Source organism: Piscinibacter defluvii, from assembly GCF_004011805.1.
Taxonomy (GTDB): domain Bacteria; phylum Pseudomonadota; class Gammaproteobacteria; order Burkholderiales; family Burkholderiaceae_C; genus Piscinibacter; species Piscinibacter defluvii.
On sequence record NZ_ML137196.1, the window covers coordinates 143,387 to 162,869 of the forward strand.

Annotated in this window: 17 protein-coding genes; 1 reads left to right on the top strand and 16 read right to left on the bottom strand. The window is 70.7% G+C overall.

What is annotated here, in order from left to right:
* Positions 1 to 9 precede the first annotated feature (9 nt).
* The 14 genes from D9C15_RS00640 to D9C15_RS00705 form a co-directional block, all read right to left on the bottom strand.
* Positions 10 to 1,512, bottom strand: coding sequence for a sugar ABC transporter ATP-binding protein (locus D9C15_RS00640; RefSeq protein ID WP_127995497.1), 1,503 nt, complete (start codon positions 1,510 to 1,512; stop codon positions 10 to 12).
* Between the two features lie 7 nt (positions 1,513 to 1,519).
* Complete coding sequence (locus D9C15_RS00645) at positions 1,520 to 2,548, bottom strand: ABC transporter permease (protein ID WP_127995498.1); 1,029 nt, start codon at positions 2,546 to 2,548, stop codon at positions 1,520 to 1,522.
* A 22-nt stretch (positions 2,549 to 2,570) separates the two neighbouring features.
* Positions 2,571 to 3,674 carry a sugar ABC transporter substrate-binding protein gene (locus D9C15_RS00650; RefSeq protein WP_127995499.1) on the bottom strand — a complete coding sequence of 368 codons (1,104 nt, stop codon included), beginning with the start codon at positions 3,672 to 3,674 and terminating at the stop codon, positions 2,571 to 2,573.
* 151 nt (positions 3,675 to 3,825) lie between these two features.
* Positions 3,826 to 4,851, bottom strand: a complete 1,026-nt coding sequence (locus D9C15_RS00655) for an aldo/keto reductase (RefSeq protein WP_127995500.1) — start codon at positions 4,849 to 4,851, stop codon at positions 3,826 to 3,828.
* A gap of 19 nt (positions 4,852 to 4,870) precedes the next feature.
* Positions 4,871 to 5,689 (bottom strand): aldo/keto reductase, encoded by an 819-nt coding sequence (locus tag D9C15_RS00660; protein WP_127995501.1) that lies wholly within the window; start codon positions 5,687 to 5,689, stop codon positions 4,871 to 4,873.
* Between the two features lie 13 nt (positions 5,690 to 5,702).
* Complete coding sequence (locus D9C15_RS00665; protein WP_205854698.1) at positions 5,703 to 6,737, bottom strand: zinc-dependent alcohol dehydrogenase; 1,035 nt, start codon at positions 6,735 to 6,737, stop codon at positions 5,703 to 5,705.
* Positions 6,734 to 7,036 (bottom strand): Dabb family protein, encoded by a 303-nt coding sequence (locus tag D9C15_RS00670; protein WP_127995502.1) that lies wholly within the window; start codon positions 7,034 to 7,036, stop codon positions 6,734 to 6,736. The genes D9C15_RS00665 and D9C15_RS00670 overlap by 4 nt, the downstream gene beginning before the upstream one ends.
* A complete protein-coding gene (locus D9C15_RS00675; RefSeq protein ID WP_127995503.1) occupies positions 7,033 to 8,634 on the bottom strand; it encodes a GMC family oxidoreductase in 1,602 nt (533 codons plus the stop codon). The genes D9C15_RS00670 and D9C15_RS00675 overlap by 4 nt, the downstream gene beginning before the upstream one ends.
* 1 nt (position 8,635) lies before the next feature.
* A complete protein-coding gene (locus tag D9C15_RS00680; RefSeq protein WP_240668242.1) occupies positions 8,636 to 10,123 on the bottom strand; it encodes an aldehyde dehydrogenase family protein in 1,488 nt (495 codons plus the stop codon).
* Positions 10,124 to 10,141: 18 nt separating this feature from the next.
* Complete coding sequence (locus tag D9C15_RS00685) at positions 10,142 to 10,897, bottom strand: enoyl-CoA hydratase/isomerase family protein (RefSeq protein WP_127995504.1); 756 nt, start codon at positions 10,895 to 10,897, stop codon at positions 10,142 to 10,144.
* Positions 10,898 to 10,908: 11 nt separating this feature from the next.
* On the bottom strand, positions 10,909 to 12,072 hold the full coding sequence (locus tag D9C15_RS00690; RefSeq protein WP_127995505.1) for a dihydrodipicolinate synthase family protein: 1,164 nt from the start codon (positions 12,070 to 12,072) through the stop codon (positions 10,909 to 10,911).
* A 108-nt stretch (positions 12,073 to 12,180) separates the two neighbouring features.
* Positions 12,181 to 13,026, bottom strand: coding sequence for a sugar phosphate isomerase/epimerase family protein (locus tag D9C15_RS00695; protein WP_127995506.1), 846 nt, complete (start codon positions 13,024 to 13,026; stop codon positions 12,181 to 12,183).
* A gap of 10 nt (positions 13,027 to 13,036) precedes the next feature.
* Entirely contained in the window at positions 13,037 to 13,819 is a 783-nt protein-coding gene (locus tag D9C15_RS00700; RefSeq protein WP_127995507.1) for a 3-ketoacyl-ACP reductase, read from the bottom strand.
* Entirely contained in the window at positions 13,816 to 14,949 is a 1,134-nt protein-coding gene (locus D9C15_RS00705; RefSeq protein ID WP_127995508.1) for an acyl-CoA dehydrogenase family protein, read from the bottom strand. Before D9C15_RS00705 ends, D9C15_RS00700 begins: the two co-directional genes overlap by 4 nt.
* 115 nt (positions 14,950 to 15,064) lie before the next feature.
* Here D9C15_RS00705 and D9C15_RS00710 point away from each other — a divergent pair, with 115 nt between their 5' ends.
* A complete protein-coding gene (locus D9C15_RS00710; RefSeq protein ID WP_127995509.1) occupies positions 15,065 to 16,594 on the top strand; it encodes a CoA-transferase in 1,530 nt (509 codons plus the stop codon).
* Here D9C15_RS00710 and D9C15_RS00715 read toward each other — a convergent pair.
* Positions 16,589 to 18,046: a TrkH family potassium uptake protein gene (locus D9C15_RS00715; RefSeq protein ID WP_127995510.1), complete on the bottom strand. Its 1,458-nt coding sequence runs from the start codon at positions 18,044 to 18,046 to the stop codon at positions 16,589 to 16,591. The genes D9C15_RS00710 and D9C15_RS00715 overlap by 6 nt on opposite strands.
* Complete coding sequence (gene trkA, locus D9C15_RS00720; protein ID WP_127995511.1) at positions 18,046 to 19,461, bottom strand: Trk system potassium transporter TrkA; 1,416 nt, start codon at positions 19,459 to 19,461, stop codon at positions 18,046 to 18,048. The genes D9C15_RS00715 and trkA overlap by 1 nt, the downstream gene beginning before the upstream one ends.
* Positions 19,462 to 19,483: the final 22 nt, after the last annotated feature.

Sequence of the window (19,483 nt, forward strand, 5' to 3'; positions counted from 1 at the left end):
TCGTCTCCTTCAGGTCATGTGGTGCACGAGGTCGTAGAGCGTCGGCTTGGCGCCCGGCCGCCCCTCGAACCACTGCTGGATGCGGCCGTCCTTCAGCACCGCGATGGTGTGGGCGAGGCCGATCGCCTCCTCCAGCGTGTCGGCCATCAGCAGCACGCCGCAGCCGTCGGCGCACATCTCGCGGATCACCTCGTAGATGTTCTCCTTGGCGCCGACGTCGACGCCGCGCGTCGGGTGGTCGAGCAGGATGATGTCCGAGCCGCCGCTGCGCCACTTGGAGATGACGACCTTCTGCTGGTTGCCGCCGGAGAGCTTGCCCGCGCTGGCGTCCACGCCGGGGGCCTTGATCTCCAGGCGATCGATCCATTCCTTGGCCAGCACCTTCTCGGCGCCGACACGCAGCACACCACCGCGGCTGTAGCGCCCCGTCTGCGAAAGCGTGATGTTCTCGGCCACCGACATGCCAGCAACGATGCCCTCGACCTTGCGCTCGCGCGGGATGTAGCCGATGCCGCGCGCCACCGCGTCGGCGGCCGAATGGCGCGTCACCGGCCGGCCCTTGACCGTCAGCGTGCCCGCGTCGGGCTTCTCCAGCCCGAAGATCGTGCGCATGATCGGCTCGCCGCCGGAGCCCTCGACACCCACCAGCGCCAGCACCTCGCCGCGGCGCAGCTTCAGCGTGATGTCCTGGTAGTGGCCGTGCTGCGTCAGCCCGTCGGCCTCGAGCAGCACCTCGTCGCGCGGCGGGTGCTGCTTCTCTTCGCGGTAGTACTGCTTGCTGATCTCGCGGCCGACCATCTTGTGCTGGATGGCCTCGACCTGGGCGTCGCCGCCCTTCACGACGTCGACCACCTCGCCGTCCTTCAGCACGTAGATGCGGTCGGAGATCTCGATCACCTCGTCGAGCCGGTGCGAGACGAAGATGAACGAGGCGCGCGAGCGCAGTTCGCGCACCAGCCTGAACAGCAGCGCCACCTCTTCCTTGGCCAGCACCGAGGTGGGCTCGTCGAGCAGGATGACGAGGTGGCCGTCGACCCGTTCCTCGAGCGTCAGCACCTTCGCCAGTTCGACCATCTGGCGCTGCGCGAACGACAGCTTGCCGGTGGTCTCGTACGGGTCCACGTCCAGGTGCACCTTGGCGAGCTGGCGGCGCGCGGCCTCGGCCATCTTCTTCCAGCGGATCACGCCGAAGCTGACGAACTGCTGCTCGAAGCCGAGGAAGATGTTCTCCATCACCGACAGGTTCGGGATCAGCGACTGCTCCTGGAACACCATGCCGATGCCCTGCTGCATCGCCTCGCGCGGGCTGCCGAAGCGGGTCGGCCGGTCGTTGATCAGCAGCTCGCCGCCGTCGTGCTGGTAGGCGCCGTAGATCACCTTCATCAGGGTCGACTTGCCGGCGCCGTTCTCGCCGACCAGGCCGACGATCTCGCCGCGCTCGACGCGGAAGTCGATGCCCTTGAGGGCGCGCACGCCGGTGAACGTCTTCTCGACCTTGCGGAATTCGAGCATGGCGACCTCACTTCACCAGCCCGGCACGCCGCCGGCTGGTCGACAGCACCACGGCCAGGATGACCAGCACGCCGAGCACGCCGTCCTGCACGTAGTTCGGCAGGCCGATCACGACCATGCCGTTGTTGATCACGTTGACGATCAGCACGCCGACCACGGTGTTCCAGACGCCGCCGTTGCCGCCCATCAGCGAGGTGCCGCCGACGACCACCGCGGTGACGGTCAGGAACATGTAGTTGGTGCCGGTCAGCGATTCGGCCATGCCGCCGCGCGCCACCGCGAAGATGGCGCCGAGCGCGTAGAACACGCCGGCCAGCACGAAGCCGAGCACGCGCACGCGCTTGACGTTCAGGCCGGAGGCATGCGCCAGGTCCTCGCCGCCGCCCACGGCGTAGAAGTTGCGCCCGAGCGTGGTGTTGCGCTGGATGAACCAGGCCACCAGCACCAGCCCCAGCGCGACGTAGAGCATGAGCGGGAAGTCGAAGACGCGCATGAACAGCAGCGCGCGGAACACATCGTCGTTGACGCGCACGATGTCGCCGCTGGTCAGCACCACCGACAGGCCCATGCCGACGAAGCCGATCGCCAGGCTCGCCATGAAGCTCGGGATCTTCAGCTTCACGTGCACCAGCCCGTTGACCAGGCCGATGGCCGCGCCGGCCAGCAGGGCCAGGGGAATCGCGACCCAGCCCCAGCCCAGCAGGCTTCCGCCGAGCAGGTTGAACGCCAGCGCGAACAGCACCGCGGTGGTGGAGATCGTGCCCTCCATCGAGAGGTCGATCGACCCCATGATGATGATGAAGGTGACGCCGATCGCCACCATCAGCGCCGGCACGGCGGCGATGCTGATGCGCGCGAAGTTGTTCAGGTCCAGGAAGCGCGGGTTGGCCGCCGAGAAGGCGAGCACCAGCGCCACCAGCACCAGCGTGGGCGCCCAGCGGCTCAGGCGCTCGGCCAGCGGCGCGCGCCGAGGTGCGGCGGGGCCGGCCGCCGCGCCCAGCGGGCGCAGCGGCGGCAGGGCGGGTGCGGGTTGCATGGTGATCACCGCCGTGGTCCCGTCACGCCGTCTTGTACTTGATGCCGCCGGGGCTCGGACCCCAGAAGTCCTTCCAGTCGTACTTCGGCGTGGCGCTGATGTACTTGGCCTTGAAGGCGGCCGCGTCCTTGGCCGTCACCAGGATGGTCGGGCCGTAGAACTCGCGGTGCTCCTTCGGTTCCTTGCTCGGCTTGAAGCTGCCGATGGCTGCGTGGTAGGCCAGCGCCGCGGTGATGCCGCCGCCCCAGTGCGGGTTGGTGAAGCAGGTGGCGAGCAGGTCGCCCTTGATCACCAGGTCGGTCGCCTCGGGGTTGCCGTCGTAGGCCACCACCGGCAGCTTGCGGCCGTCGGCCTTCAGCGCCTCGAGCACGCCGTAGGCCATCGAGTCGTTGGCGCAGAACACGCCGGTGATCTTCTTGCCGAAGCGCGTCAGGAAACCTTGCATCACCTGGTTGGCCTTCTGCGTGGCCCAGTCGGCGGGCTGGTAGTCGAGCAGCTCGATGCCGGGGAAGTCCTTGAGCGCCTTCATCATGCCGTTGCGGCGCTCGATGGCCGGGTTGTTGGCCGCGATGCCGCCGACGCCCACGATCGCACCCTTGCCGCCCATCGCGTTGAACAGGATGCGCGCGGTCTGCTCGGCCGGACCCTCGTCGGACCAGCTCATGTGCGAGACCCAGTGGTCGCCGAAGTCCCAGGGGTGCAGGCTGTCTTCCTTGTTCCAGATCGTCGAGATGTAGCCGCCCGCCTTCTGCACCGACTCGACCACCGGCCGGCAGTTCGGCGCGTCGTTGGCGTCGCAGGCGATCGCGACCTTGCCGCCGGTCTTGGACAGCAGCGCCTTGATGTCGGCGAGCGACTTCTCCGAGCTGCCGTTGTTCAGCAGGTGGATCAGCTCGCCCTTCTTGCGCCCCAGGCTCTCGAGGAAGGATTCGCCGCCCGACACGATGGCATGCCAGTAGGGGTTGTTGCGGTCGCGGTAGCTCCAGGCCACCGGCAGGTTGGCCTGCGCGAAGGCCGGCAGGCCGAGCCCGGCGGCGCCGGCGCCCACGAGGCCGTAGGCGCTGGCCAGCAGGAAGTCGCGGCGGCGGGCCGTCTCCTGGTCGATGAAGGTCTTGATGAAGGACATAGGTGCTCCGGTGGTGGGAACGCCCCCATCGTCGCGGGGGTGGGCGTCGCGTCGTTACGGGTCTCGCGTGGTCGCTGTCGTAACTAGCTAGTTATTTACTTTAGGAGGTGGACTCGCCCTGCGCCACAGGGTTAGTCCGTAATCGGCCGACTCAGGCCGCGGCGAGCGGGACGGGCGCGTCCTCGCGCAGCAGGCCGCGGCGCTTCAGTTCGGCCCAGAAGTCGGCCGGGATCGGGTGGTTGAACCAGGCGAGGTTCTGCTGCAGCTGCGCCACCGTGCGCGTGCCGGCGATGAAGGACGGGATCGCCGGGTGCGCCACGACGAACTGCAACGCGGCGGCCGGCAGCGGCACACGGTAGTCGGCGCAGACGGCCTCGATCTTCGCCACCTTGTCGAGGATGGCCTGCGGCGCCGGCGCGTAGTTGTACTTCGCGCCGGGCTTCGCGCCGGTGGCGAGGATGCCGGAGTTGAAGCCGCCGCCGATCACCACCGCCGCGCCGCGCTGCTCGCACAGCGGCAGGAACTCGTCGAGCGAATCCTGCTCGAGCAGCGTGTAGCGGCCGGCGAGCAGGAAGCAGTCGAAGTCGCGCCGCTTCAGGGCCTCGTGGCACACCTCCCATTCGTTGACGCCGACGCCGATCGCCTTCACCAGCTTCTCGCTGCGCAGCTTCTCGAGCGCGCGCCAGCAGCCGTCCATCGCCTGCTCGAACACCGCCGGCTGATCGTTGCCGCGGGTGAAGCGGTCGATGTCGTGGATGAAGCAGATGTCCATGCGCTCCAGGCCCAGGCGCTGCAGCGAGTCCTCGAACGAACGCATCGTGCCGTCGTAGCTGTAGTCGAAGCGCATCGTGAACGGGGCGGCATCGGCCCAGGGCGCGAAGTCGATGCTCGCGCGCGGGGCGGGTGTCAGCAGGCGGCCAACCTTGGACGACAGCACGTAGTCGTCGCGCTTCTTCCAGCGCAGGCCATGGCCGGTGCGCAGCTCGGCCAGGCCATGGCCGTACATCGGCGCGGTGTCGAAGTAGCGCACCCCGGCGTCCCACGACGCCTGGATCATGCCCTGCGCCTCGTCCTCGGGAATGGGCGTGAAGATGTTGCCGATCGGTGCGGTGCCGAAGCCGAACGCCGTGACCTCGAGGTCGACGCGGCCGAACTTGCGTTTCTGGTTCACGAGCATGGTGGTCTCCGTGACGGGTTCAGTCCCACACCGGTGCCCAGGGCACCAGGTGCTTGTCGACGATGCGGTAGCCGGTGGCGTTCAGCGCATCGATGCGGTCCATGTCGACGCTCGACAAGGTGAAGTCCATCACCTCGAAGTTGGCGCGGATGTTGGCCGCCTTGGTCGACATGGTGTTGATCGGCACGCCCTTCTGCAGGATCCAGCGCAGCACCACCTGCGCGGCGCTCTTGCCGTAGCCGGCCCCGATCTCGCCGAACAGCGTGTGCTTGAACACCTCGCCGCGCGCCACCGAGCAGTAGCTCGACAGCGGGATGCCGGTCTCCGTGGCCGCCGCGAGCAGCGTCGACTGGTCCAGCAGCGGGTGGAACTCCACCTGGTTCGTGACGATCGGCACCGAGACCGTGTCGCGCGCCGTGCGCATCATCGCGGCGGTGTAGTTGCTGACGCCCACATGCTTCGTGAACCCCAGCGTCTGCGCCTGCTCCAGCAGCTTGAGCGAGGGCACCACGTCGCCGTCGACGGGCGGCCAGTGCAGCAGCAGCACGTCCACCTGGTCGAGCCTCAGCTTCTTCAGGCTCTCCTGCACCGAGGGCAGGAAGCGCTCGGGCGCGAACACGTCCGGGTGCACCTTGGTGGTGATGCACAGCTCGTTGCGCGGCACGGTGCAGTCCCGCAGCACCTCGCCGACTTCGGCCTCGTTGCCGTACATCTGCGCGGTGTCGATGGCACGGTAGCCGACGTCCAGCGCAGTGCGCAGCGCGGCCTTCAGCTCGTCGCCCTTGAGCGGGAAGGTGCCGAACGAACGCTGGTGGCTCTTCTGGAAGTAGATGTTCATCACGATCCTCGGTTCAGTGGATGGCGATCTGGACCTTGTTGATGCGCCTGTCCGAGACGAAGGCGTCCATCGCCTCGGCGATGCGCGCCAGCGGGAAGACGGTCTCGACGAAGGGCCCGAGCAGCACGCGGCGGTGCGCGATCAGCGTCATCGCCTCGTGCATGTCGTCGCCCATGCCGGCCACGCTGCCCTGCAGGCCGAGCTCCTTGAGCACCACCTGGAAGGGCTCGTAGTGCGCCTGCACACCCGGCTCGGCCAGGCCGAAGGCGAGCACGCGGCCGCCCGGGCGCACCAGCTCGAAGGCCAGTTCGTACAGCGCCGGCGCACCCACCGATTCGATCACCAGGTCGGCACCGCGGCCGTCGGTCAGCGCGAGCACGCGCTCGCGCAGCGTCGCCGGGTCCTCGACGACGAGGTCGGCGCCGCTCGCACGCGCCCAGGCCGCGCGGCCCGGGTTCGGCTCGGACACGATCAGGGGCGCCGCGCCGCACTGACGCGCCAGCTGCAGGTGCAGGTTGCCGATCGGCCCGGCCCCGAGGATCAGCACGGATTCGCCCAGCCGCAGCCGGCTGCGCTTGACGGCCCGCACGATGCACGACACCGGCTCGGTCAATGCGGCGAGTTCCACCGGCGTGCCGTCGGGCACCGGCACCACGTGGCGCGCCGGCACGCGCACGTACTCGGCCAGCCCGCCATCGACATGGATGCCCAGCTGCACCATCGCCCGGCAGTTCAGGACCTCGTTCTTGCGGCAGTAGAAGCACTGGCCGCAGCCGAGGTTGATGTCGGCGGTGACCGGCTGGCCGATCTGCAGCCCATGCACCTGAGCGCCAAGCGCCGCGACATGGCCCGAGAACTCGTGACCCGGGATCAGCGGCAGCCTGTCGGCCGAGTAGTGGCCCTTGAAGATGTGGATGTCGGTGCCGCACAGGCCGCAGCGCTCGACGCGGATCAGCACGTCGCTGGCCGAGAGCGCCGGCACCGGCACCTCGCGCAGCTCGAAGCGGCCGGGCCGGGTGAGCACGGCGGCGCGCATGGTGTCCTTCACGCACCCACCTCGTAGTCCAGCACCAGCACGTCGGCCAGCCAGGGCTTGAGCCGCTCGACGAAGGCCTGGTGCGCCGGGTGCGGCAGGTAGGCGTCGCGGTCGGTGGCACTGGCGAAGCTCACGACGAAGCCGTGCGTGAAGCCCTTGTCCAGGCCCTCGGGGCTGACGTTGACGCCCCACTCCAGCCCGCGGATGAATGCGATCTGCGACGCCAGCGAGGCGAAGTCGGCGGCGAGTTCGGCGCGTTTCGCGTCGTTCGCGGCCTCGGTGAAGCGCAGCAGCACGAGGTGTCTGATCATCGCGTGGTCTCCGAGGCCCGCACCAGATCGGAGGCCTTCTCCGCAATCATGATCGAGGGCGCGTTGGTGTTGGAACTGACGAGCCGCGGCATCACCGAGCTGTCGCAGATGCGCAGACCCTCGACGCCGCGCACGCGCAGCTGCGGGTCGACCACCGAGCGTGCGTCGCCGCCCATGCGGCAGGTGCCCACCGGGTGGTAGGAGGTGCGGCCGTACTGGCGCGCGTACAGCTCCAGCTCGGCCTGCGTCGTGACCTGGCCGCCGGGGAAGTGCTCCTTGCGCACGTACTTCGCGAGCGCCGACTGGGCGAAGATCTCGCGGCTCAGGCGCAGGCCTTCGGTCGAGGTCTTCAGGTCGTAGGGGTCGCCGAGGAAGTTCGGGTCCACCACCGGCAGCACCGCCGGGTCGGCCGAGCGCAGCGTCACCGAGCCGCGGGCACGCGGGCGCAAGGTGTACGAGTTCATCGTCGCGCCCGAGCCGCTCTCGATCTTCGGCACGCCCTCCTCGACGCCGGCGCCGACCAGGAAGTGGAACTGCAGGTCGGGCGTCTTCGCCGTCTTGTCGGCGTACCAGAAGGCGCCGCCCTCGACGATGTTGGAGGCGACCGGGCCCTTCCGGAACAGCGCGTACTCCAGGCCGGCCCAGGCCATCCAGTGCGGCTTGTTGTACTTGTCGAAACTGTGCGGGCCGCTCAGTTCGTAGACGATGTCGATGCCGAAATGGTCGTGCAGGTTCCTGCCCACCTCGGGCAGGTCCGCCGCGACGGCGATGCCGAGCGCGCGCAACTCGTCGGCCGGGCCGAGGCCCGAGCGCAGCATCAGCCAGGGCGAGCCGATGGCGCCGGCGGTGACCAGCACCTCGCGCGCCGCGCGCATCAGCACCGGCCGGCCGTTGTCCAGCATCTCGACGCCGACCGCACGGCCCTTCTCCACCACGATGCGGCTGATCTGCGCGCCGGTCTTCAGCGTCAGGTTCCTGCGCGCCAGCGCCGGGCGCAGGTAGCCCACGGCCGCGGAGCAGCGCCTGGCGCCACGGATGGTGGTCTGGTAGGCGCCGGCGCCGGCCTGGCGGCCACTGTTGAAGTCCGGGTTGTAGGGCATGCCGAGCTGCTGGCAGGCCTGGGCGAAGGCCCGCGTGAGCGGCTGCGGCGCCAGCGACGAGACACCCAGCGGCCCGCCGATGCCGTGCGTCTCGCCGGCCAGGGTGTCGTTGTCCTCGGAGCGCAGGAAGAGCGGCTGCACGTCGGCGAAGCTCCAGCCGGTACAGCCGAACTCGCTGGCCCAGGCGTCGTAGTCCTCCGGGCAGCCGCGCGTGTAGACCTGCGCGTTGATCGAGCCGCCGCCGCCCAGCACACGCGCCTGCGCATAGACGATCTCGCGGTTCATCGCGTGTTTCTGCGGCGCGGTCTTCAGGCCCCAGGTCAGCGGGCCCGAGGTCATCTTCGCGAAGCCCACCGGCAGGTGGATGAAGCGGTTCGTGTCTTCCGGGCCGGCCTCGAGCAGCAGCACGCGGCGCTGCGGGTCTTCCGAGAGCCGCGCGGCCAGCGCACAGCCGGCCGAGCCGCCGCCGACGACGATGTAGTCGTGTTCGGCGGCCATGTCAGCTCACCCAGTGGGTCCGAGGCTGCAGGTTGATGTGCGCGGTCTTCACCTCGGTGTACTCCTCGATGCCCGCGAGCCCGGCGTCACGGCCCAGGCCGGACTGCTTCATGCCGCCCAGCGGCGTCTCCGGCCCGTTGTCCAGCGTGGTGTTGACCCACACGCGGCCGGCCTGCACCTCGCGCATCGCGCGCAGCGCCCGCGTCAGGTCGCTCGTCCAGATCGAGGCGGAGAGGCCGAACTCGGTGTCGTTGGCGATCGCCACCGCCTCCTCGTCGCTGTCGAAGGGCAGCACCGCCAGCACCGGGCCGAAGATCTCCTCGCGCAGCAGCGGCGTGCCGGCGGGCACGTCGGTGAGCAGCGTGGGCGCGACGAAGAAGCCCTCGCGCGAGCCGGTGCGGCCGCCGCCGCAGACCAGGCGCGCGCCGGCCTTCACGCCGCCGTCGATGTACGAGAGCACCTTGTCCATGTGCGCGCCGTCGAACAGCGCGCCGACCTGGGTGCGCTCGTCCAGCGGGTCGCCGACGCGCACGCGCTGCAGCTTTTCCGCGAGCCTGGCCACGAAGGCGTCCATCACCGATCGCTGCACCACGAGCCGGCTGCCGCCCACGCAGCATTGGCCGGCGTTGAAGGCCATGCCGAAGGCCACGCCGTCGGCGGCGTCGTCCAGGTTCGCGTCGGCGAACACGAGGTGCGGGTTCTTGCCGCCGAGTTCGAGCCCGAGCTTCTTGATGTTGCCGGCCGAGGCCGCGATTGCCTTGCGGCCGGTGGCGGTGGAACCGGTGACCGACACCATGTCGACCCGGTCGCTGTCCAGCAGCACCTGGCCCACCACCGAACCGCGCCCGCTGACCACGTTGACCACGCCTTGCGGCAGCCCGGCCTCGTGCAGCAGTTCGGCCAGGCGCAGCGTGGTGCCGCTGGTCGCCTCGGCCGGCTTGACGACCGCGGTGCAGCCGGCCGCCAGGATGAACGGCAGCCGCTCGGCCAGGATGAAGAACGGGAAGTTCCACGGCGTGATCACGCCGATCACGCCGATCGGCTCGCGCAGCACCAGCGCCAGCACGCGCTCGCCGAGGTTGTTGAGCGTCTCGCCGGCCATCGAGCGCGCCGCGCCGGCGGCGAAGCGCCAGACGTCGACCGCGCCGCGGATCTCGCCGCGCGCCTGAGTGATCGGCTTGCCGGTCTCGAGGCATTCGATCAGGCCGAGCTCGTCGGCATGCCGCTCGATCAGGTCGGCCACCTTGAACAGGACCTTCGCGCGTTCTCCGGCCGACAGGCGCGGCCAGGGGCCGCGGTCGAAGGCCGCGCGTGCGGCGCCGATCGCGGCCTGCGCGTCCTCGGCGCTGCCCGACGGCCATTGCGCCACCGGCACGCCGTGGCCGGGGCTCGAGCGGGTCATCACCGCCGTGCCGCTGCCGTCGGTGAAGCGGCCGTCGATGTACATGCGGAAGCGGCGCGGCTCGCGGGGCAAGGTGGCGGCGGTCATGGTGTCTCCGAGAAGGGTTCAGAAGCGCGCCGGGCGCTTGTCGAAGAAGGCGCGCAGGCCGGTCTCGGCGTCGGCGCTGGCCTTGATCTCGCGCCCGGCCCGGGCGTGGAAGGATTCGGATTCGTGCTCGCCGACGATCGCCTGCTTGGCGAGCGCCGCCGCGCGCGGCGAGACCGCGCAGAGCTGCTCGACCAGCGCCGCCAGCGCTGCGGCGAAACGCTCCGCCGGGTGCACCGCGTTGACCAGGCCCCACTGCAAGGCCGTGGCGGCGTCGAGCTCGCGCCCGGTCAGCACCGCCTCGAGGGCGCGCCCGCGGCCGGCGATCCGTGCCAGGCGCGGCCCGCCTTCCCAGCCGGGGATCGCGCCGATGCCGGTTTCGGGGAAGCGGAAACGTGCCGGCTCGGACGCGAGGCGCAGGTCGGCGCACAAGGCCAGCTCCAGCCCGCCACCGAAGCACGCGCCCTCGATGGCCGCGACGGTCGGACAGCGCAGCTGCTCGAAGCGGCGGAAGATGCGGTTGCCCTGCGCGATCCAGTCGCGCCCGAACTCCTCCGGGCTGAGCGGCGCCCAGTCGCGCACGTCGGCGCCCGCCGAGAAGCTTCCGCCGGGCGTGCCGCGCAGCACCAGCACGCGGATGCCGCTGTCGGCCTGCACGCGCTCGACCAGCTCGTCGAGCTTGGCGAGCATCGCCCGGTCGATCGCATTCGCCTTGCCGGGGTGCTCGAGGGTGGCCTCGAGCACCTGGCCGCGCCGCGCGAGCTTGATCGTGCCCATGGGCGCTGGCCTCAGGCTTCGACGCCGTGGAGCTGCAGGAAACGCTTCATGCGCAGCGTGGCCAGCTCCGGGTCGCGCAGCAGGCCGGCCAGGTCGGCGAGGCGGAACACGTCGACGAAGTAGGGCAGCGCGCGCATCGCCTGGTGGCCGCCGAGCATCGTGAAGTGGCGCTGGTGGCCGTTCAGGTAGGCGAGGAACACCACGCCGGTCTTGTAGAAGCGCGTCGGCGCGCCGAAGATGCGGCGCGACAGCGGCACCGTGGGTGCCAGGATCTCGAGGAAACGCTCGCGGCGGCCTTGCGCCAGCTCGGCGAGCGCGGCCGAGGCCGCCGGCGCGATGGCGTCGAAGATGCCCAGCAGCGCATGCGAGAAGCCCTGGGCGTCACCCGCGATCAGCTCCGGGTAGTTGAAGTCGTCGCCGGTGTACATCTTCACGGCGGCCGGCAGGCGCTGGCGCATGTCGATCTCGCGATCCTTGTCGAGCAGCGAGATCTTGATGCCGTCGACCTTGCGGGTGGATTCGGCGATCACCGCCAGCGCCACGTCGCGCGCGGCGTCGAGGTCGCTCGTGCCCCAGTAGCCGGCCAGCGCCGGGTCGAACATGTCGCCCAGCCAGTGCAGCACCACCGGCTGCTCGGCGCGGGCCAGGACGCGGCGGTAGACCGCGAGGTAGTCGTCCGGCGTGCGCGCGATGCGGGCGAGCGCGCGGCTGGCCATCACGATCAGCCGGCCGCCCGCGGCCTGGATCGCGTCGACCTGCTCGAGGTAGGCGGCCACCACGTCGTCGAGCGTGGTCACCTCGGCCGGGTCGAGGTGGTCGGTGCCGCAGCCGTTGAACACCGGCACGCCGCTGCCGGCGAGCGCCTCGCGCGTGCGGCGGATCAGCTCGAGCGCCTGCGGCCAGGAGAGGCCCATGCCACGCTGCGCCGTGTCCATCGCCTCGGCGATGCCCAGGCCCAGGTCGGCCAGGTAGCGCCGGTAGGCGAGCGTGCCGTCCCAGTCGATCGCCCCGCCGGCCGACGGGTCGCCGTCGGCAAACGGGTCGGCCACCACGTGCGCGGCCGAGAACACCACGCGGTTGAAGGGCACGGCCGGCCGCGCGGCGGGCCAGGGCGTGCCGACGAGCCGGTACGACGCGGTGCGTCCATCGGGGGTCGGCAGCAGCAGGCTCGGCATGGTGGGGCTCCGGAGAAGTGGAATGAAGTATATGAACAGTTACTTGATGCGCGAGGAGGTCAAACCCTAGCCCGTGTTGCGTCGCGAACGTCGTGTGCCCGGTGCCCGTCAGCAGCAGCGCTGCAGGCGCTCGGCGCAGGTCGCGAGCACCTCGTCGGGGTCGCGCTGCCACCAGTCGTCGCGCGAGAAGATCTCCACCTCCACCGGGCCGCTGAAGCCAGTGGCCTCGACCGCGGCGCGCAGGCCGCGCAGGTCGATCACGCCGTCGCCCATCATCCCGCGGTCGAGCAGCGGGTCGCGCGTTTCGCGCCGCCAGTCGCAGACGTGGAAGGCGGCGAGGTGCGGGCCGGCCCGGGCGATCGAGGTGTCGAGCGCCGGGTCCCACCAGACGTGGTAGGCATCCAGCGCGATGCCGATGCAACTCGGCCCGCCGTCGTCCAGCGCCTCGCACCAGTCGACCGCCTGCGCCAGCGTGCTGAGCAGGCTGCGGTCGGCCGCGTAGAACGGGTGCAGCGGCTCGAGCGCGAGCGTCACACCGCACGCGCGCAGCGTCGGCCGCAGCGCCGCGATGCCGTCGAGGATGGCCTGGCGGTCGCCGCGCAGGTCGGTGGAGTTCGGCGCGAGGCCGCCGACCACTGCCACCAGCAGCGGCGCACCGAGCTCGGCCGCGACCTCGATCGCGCGGCGGTTGTCGTCGAGCGCGGCGCGCCGGCCGGCCGCGTCGTCGGCGCTGAAGTAGGTCGTGCGGCAGTAGCCGCCGAGCTTCAGTCCCGCGGCGCGGATCGCCGCGGCGGCGCGCTGCGGATGCGCCTCGTCGATCTCGCGCCGCCACGGCGTGACGAAGCCGAAGCCGGCCCGCGCCACGCGCTCGGCGATGCGCTCGATCGGCTCGCGGTGGCCGAGCGTCGCGGTGTTGATGCAGCACCGGTCGAGCCGGCCCGTCAGGGTGCGCATGGCCGGCCTCTCAGAAGCGCTGCATCAGCAGCCCGCCGTCGACGCGCACGTCCTGCGCCACGGTATAGGGCAGCAGGCCGGCGGCCATGGTGCGCACGACCCGCGCCACGTCCTCCGGCTGGCCCCAGCGCGGGTCGAGCGTCATGCCCTGTGCGATCAGCGCGTCGTACTTGGGCTTGGAGGGTGCCGTCATCTCGGTCAGGATCAGGCCGGGTTGCACCTCGTACACGCCGATCCCGTGCTTCGCTAGGCGCATGGCGTACAGCCGCGCAGCCATCGACAGCGCGGTCTTGGACATGCAGTACTCGCCGCGTTCGACCGTGGCCGCCACCGCGTTCGACGAGGTGACGAACACGATGCTGCGGTGCCGGCCTTCCGGCGCCGGATCGCCGAGCATCGAGCGCGCCACCGCCTGCGTCAGGAAGAAGGTGCCGCGGGTGTTGATGTCGAAGCAGCGGTCGTAGCTGGCTTCGCTCACCTCGAGCAGGTCGCCACGCTGCAGCACCGAGACGCCGGCGTTGTTGACGAGGCAGGCGATCGGGCCGAGCGCCGCGCGCACCTGCGCGACGAGGGCCGCGTGGCGCGCCGTGTCGCCGATGTCGGCGTCGAGCGCGAGGCAGCGGCGGCCGAGGCGGTCGAGTTCGCCGGCCAGCGTGGCGAGCCGATCGGTGTCTCCCAGCGCCAGCGCGGCGATGTCGAAACCTTCGGCCGCCAGCGCCAGCGCGGTGGCGCGGCCGATGCCGCGCGAGGCGCCGGTGACGAGGGCGACGGGTGCGGTCGTGCCCATGCTCATGCCGAGAGCAGCTTGCGCGCGATGATGACGCGCTGGATCTGGTTCGTGCCCTCGTAGATCTGCGTGATCTTCGCGTCGCGGTAGAGCCGCTCGACCTCGTAGCCGCGGATGTAGCCGCTGCCGCCGAAGATCTGGATCGCATTGCCGGTGTGCAGCACGGCGGCGTCGCCGGCGAAGCACTTGGCCATCGAGGCGGCGGCGGTGGCGTCGAGCCTGGCGTCGATCTTGCCGGCCGCCGAGCGCACCAGCAGCCGCGCGGCCTCGGTGTCCTTGGCCATGTCGGCGAGCATGAACTGGATGGCCTGGAATTCGGCGATCGCCTGGCCGAACTGCCTGCGGATCCTGGCCTGCTCGAGCGAGGCCTCGAGCGCCGCCTGCAGGATGCCCACCGCCAGGGAGGCGATGCCCACGCGTCCCTTCTCGAGCACGCTCATCATCATGTGGAAGCCGCGGCCCTCGGTGCCGAGCAGCGCCTCGGGGCCGAGCTCGACGTTCTCGAAGTTCAGCTCGCCGACCTGCGAGGAGCGCTGGCCGAGCTTGTGCTCCTTGGGCCCGCGGGTCACGCCGGGCAGCGCGCAGTCCACCACGAAGATGCTCATGCCGCGCTTGCCGGCGGCCGGGTCGGTGCGCGCGAGCACGAAGCCCACGTCGGCCACCGGAGCGTTGTGGATCCACAGCTTGGCGCCGTTCAGGCGCCAGCCGCTGCCCTGCTTCACCGCGGTGGTCTTGATGCCGGAGACGTCCGATCCGGCGCCGGCCTCGGTGATGCAGTAGGCGGCGCGTTTCTCGGCGCGCACGATCGGGCCGATCCAGCGGTCCTGCTGCGCCGGGCTGCCGTGCTGCACCAGCAGCGTCGTCACCAGTTCGACCAGGCCGCACTGGTCGGCGATCGATGCGTAGCCGCGGCTCAGCTCCTCCATCACGATGCTGTAGGCCAGGCAGTCCAGCCCCGCGCCGCCGAGCGCCTCCGGCACGGTGATGCCGAACAGGCCGTTCTCGCCCATCGCTCGGTAGATGTCGCCGGCGAAGACCTCCTCGCGGTCGAGCCGCTCGGCCTCGGGGCGGACCAGGTCGTCGGCAAAGCGGCGCGCCATGTCGGCGACCTGCCGGTGTTCGGTGGACAGCTCCACGTTTGTCTCCTTGGTGAACCGATCCGAGGGAGAACCCGAATCGTATGTAACTGGTTAGTTATTATGATAGGACAAGGCCGGCGGGTTCGGCAAGGACTTTCGACAGAGGATCGCGATGAGACAGGTTCGATGGATGGACGCCGACGCGATGGCGGCCCGGGTGTTCGATGGTGCGACGGTGGTGCTCAGCGGCTCGGGCGGCGGGCTGCAGGAGGCCGACCACGTCGCCGCGGCGATCGAGCGGCGCTTCCTGGCCACCGGCCACCCGCGTGACCTGACGCTGGTGCACGGCCTGGGCATCGGCGACGGGGTGGAATCGGGCGTCAGCCGCTTCGCGCACGAGGGCATGGTCAAGCGCGTGATCGGCGGGCACTGGACCTGGTCCAGGCGCATGCAGGCGCTGGCGCGGCGCAACGCGATCGAGGCCTACACGCTGCCGGCCGGGCCGATCCAGACCCTGCTGCGCGAGGCCGGCGCCGGGCGGCACGGCCTCGTCACCCACATCGGGCTGCACACCTTCGCCGACCCGCGCCACGGCGGCGGCAAGTGCAACGAGCGCGCCACCGACGACCTGGTCGAGGTGATCACGCTCGGCGGCCGGGAACTGCTCTGGTACAAGCCGATCCAGGTCGACTTCGCGCTGATCCGCGGCACGGCCTGCGACCCGCTGGGCAACCTGACGAGCCGCGAGGAGCCGGCCGACATGGACGCCTTCGCCGCCGCGATGGCGGCGCACAACGGCGGCGGCGAGGTGTTCGCCCAGGTGCGCGACCGGCTCGACGCGCCGATCGTGCCGGCGCGCGACGTGTCGGTGCCCGGCGTGCTGGTGGACTTCGTCTGCCTGCACGAGGCGCAATGCCAGACCACCGGCGCCGGCTACGACGCCAGCATCGCCGGGCGCGAGGCCGCACCGGCCGAGCGTGACGCGCCCGTGCTGCCCGAGGGCCTGCGCTACCTGATCGCACGCCGCGCGGCGCAGGAGCTCGAGCCCGACCGGTGCGTCAACTTCGGCTTCGGCGTGCCGGACGGCATCCCGGCCGTGGCGCGCGCCGAAGGGCTCGAGATCGGCTGGACGACGATCGAGCAGGGCCCGCACAACGGCGAGCTGCTCGGCGGCCACTTGTTCGGCGCCACGCGCTGGCCGAGCGCGATCGTCAAGTCCACCGAGCAGTTCGACTTCTTCAGCGGCGGCGGCGTGGACATCGCCTTCCTCGGCATGGGCGAGATGGACGCGCAGGGCAACGTCAACGTCTCCTGGCTGGGCGAGAACATCGTCGGGCCGGGCGGCTTCGTCGACATCACGCAGCGCGCCAAGAAGGTGGTGTTCTGCGGCGCCTTCGAGGCCAAGGGCCTGGAAGTGGCGCAACGCGACGGCCGCGTGCAGATCGTGCGACCGGGCTCGGTGCCGAAGATCGTGCCGCAGGTGCGCCACATCACCTTCAGCGGCGAGCGCGCGCGCGCCGAGCGGCAGAAGGTGGTCTACGTCACCGAGCGCGCGGTGTTCGAGCTGCGCCCGGCCGGGCTGACGCTGATGGAGGTGGCCCCGGGCATCGACCCGCGGCGCGACGTGCTGGAGCGCCTCGCCTTCCCGGTGGCCGTGGACGAGCGGCTGCAGGCGGCGTTGCGCCGAGCGCCTGAGTCATGAGCGCCAGAACTGCGGCGTGAACAGCACCAGCACCGCCAGCAGCTCGAGCCGCCCGAGCAGCATGCCGAAGGTGCAGACCCAGGTCTGGAAGTCGTTCAGCGCCCCGTAGTTGACCGCCGGGCCGACCTCGCCGAGCCCCGGCCCGATGTTGTTGACGCAGGCGATCACCGCGGTGAAGGCAGTCACCGGCTCGAGCCCGCTGAACAGCAGCAGCATGGTCAGCGCCACCAAGGTGGCGCCGTAGACCATCATGTAGGCGATCACGCTCTGCAGCACGCGCGGGCTCACCGCGTTGCCGCCGATCACCACCGGGTTGACCACGCTCGGGTGCACGATGCGCACCAGCTCGCGGTGCGACTGCTTGAGCAGCAGCAGCATGCGGACCATTTTGATGCCGCCGCCGGTGGAGCCCGCGCAGGTGGCGAAGCAGCCGAGCAGGATCATCAGCAGCGGTGCGAACAGCGGCCACTGCGCGTAGTCGTGCGAGGCGTAGCCGGTGGTGGTGGCCAGCGAGACCACGTGGAAAGCGGTGTGGCGCAGCGCCGCCAGGCCGTCGTCGTAGACGCCGTGCGCCAGCAGGTAGCCGGCGATCAGCGCGATCGAGCCGCCCACCGCCAGCACGTAGGCGCGCACCTCCACGTCGCGCCACAGCACGCGCAGCGAGCGCTGCCGCCAGGCGACGAAGTAGAGCGCGAAGCTGACGCCCGAGATCAGCATGAAGAAGATCGCCACCGCCTCGATGGCCGGCGAGTTCCAGTAGCCGAAGCTCAGGTCGTGCGACGAGAAGCCGCCCAGGCCCATGGTCGAGCACATGTGCATGAAGGCGTCGGCCCAGCCCATGCCGGCGGCGCGGTAGGCGAAGAAGCACAGCACCGAGACGATGAAGTAGACCGTCCACAGCCCGCGCGCCGTCTCGGCGATGCGCGGCGTCAGCTTGTTGTCCTTCATCGGGCCGGGCGTCTCGGCCTTGAAGAGCTGCGTGCCGCCCACGCCCAGCAGCGGCAGGATCGCCACCGCCAGCACGATGATGCCGAGCCCGCCCACCAGCATCATGAAGCAGCGCCACACGTTGACCGAGAGCGGCAGGTCGTCCAGCCCCGCCAGCACGGTGGCGCCGGTGGCGGTGAAGCCGGACATGGCCTCGAAGTAGGCGTCCGTCACCGAGAGCCCGGGCAACGCCAGCAGCAGCGGCACGGCGCCGAAGGCCGGCAGCAGCAGCCAGGTCAGCCCGACCAGCACGAAGCCGTCGCGCGCCTGCAGCTCGCGCCGGAAGCGCCGCGTGGCCAGGCTCATCACCGCCCCGGCGACCAGCGTCACGCCGGTGCCCACCAGGAAGGCGTGTCGCGCCGCGTCGCGCTGCACCAGCGCGAAGGCGAGCGGCACCAGCATCAGCAGCGCGAACAGCACCACCATGCGGCCGACCAGCGCGACGACAGCCAGCGGCGAGTTCATCAGAACAGGAAGGTCGCGCCGACCTGGAACAGCTTCTCCACCTCGCGCACCATGCGCTTGCGCGGCAGGAAGACGATCACGTGGTCGTCGCTCTCGATCACCGTGTCGTGGTGCGGGATGATGACGCGAGGGGGCGCCTCGGCGCCCTGCACGGTGCGCACGATCGCGCCGATCTGCGCGCCGGCAGGCAGCGGCAGCTCGTCGATGCGCCGGCCCACCACCTTGGACGAGCGCCGGTCGCCGTGCGCCACCGCCTCGAGCGCCTCGGCCGCCCCGCGGCGCAGGCTGTAGACCGCCTCGACGTCGCCGCGCCGCACGTGCGCGAGCAGCTCGCCGATCACCGTCTGCGCGGGCGAGAGCGCGATGTCGATCTGCGTGCCCTGCACCAGGTCGGCATAGGCGCGCCGGTTGATCAGCGCGAGCACGCGGCGCGCGCCCATGCGCTTGGCCAGCAGGCAGGCCATGATGTTGTCCTCGTCGTCGCTGGTCAGCGAGAGGAAGAGGTCGGTGTCCTGCACGTTCTCTTCCTCGAGCAGCTCCTCGTCGGTGCTGTCGCCCTGCAGCACGAGCGACTCGGTCTTCAGCTGCGTGGTCAGGTACTCGCAGCGCGGCGCGCTGGCCTCGATCACCTTGACGCGGCACTCGCCCTCGATCTCGCGCGCCAGGCGCAGCCCGACCTTGCCGCCGCCGGCGATCATCACGCGGCGCACCGGCTCGTCGCGCCGGCGCAGCGCGTCGAGCACGCGGCGGATGTCGCGCGTGGCGGCCAGCACGAACACCTCGTCGCCCGGCTCGATGCGCGTGGTGCCGTCGCACACCACCTGGTGGTCCTGGCCCAGCTCGTCGGTGCGGTAGATCGCGACGAAGCGCATCTCCACGCCCGGCACGAGCTGCGGCAGCTCGCTGATCACGTGGCGCACCATCGGCCCGCCCGAGACCGCCCGCACCGCGATCAGGCTGACCGCGCCGTCGGCGAACTCGAGCACCTGCAGCGCCTCGGGATACTCGATCAGCTTGCGGATGTAGCTGGTCAGCGACTCCTCCGGGCAGATCACGTGGTCGACCGCGAAGCCGGTGCGCGCCATCAGCGCACCGCCGTCCGGGAACTCCGGCGAGCGGATGCGCGCGATCGTGGTCGGGATGCCGAACACCTCGTGCGCCACCTTGCAGACCACGAGGTTGGTCTCGTCCAGCGGCGCGCAGGCGATCAGCATGTCGGCATCGCGCGCGCCGGCGGCCTCGAGCACCGAGGGCTGGATGCCGTTGCCGGTGACGCCGCGCAGGTCCAGCCGGTCCTGCAGCTCGGCCAGGCGCTGCGGGCTGGTGTCGATCACCGTGATGTCGTTCTTCTCCGACACCAGGCTCTCCGCCACGCTCTCGCCGACACGCCCGGCGCCGAGGATGATGATGTTCATGCGGCGAAGATCTTAGCGCCGC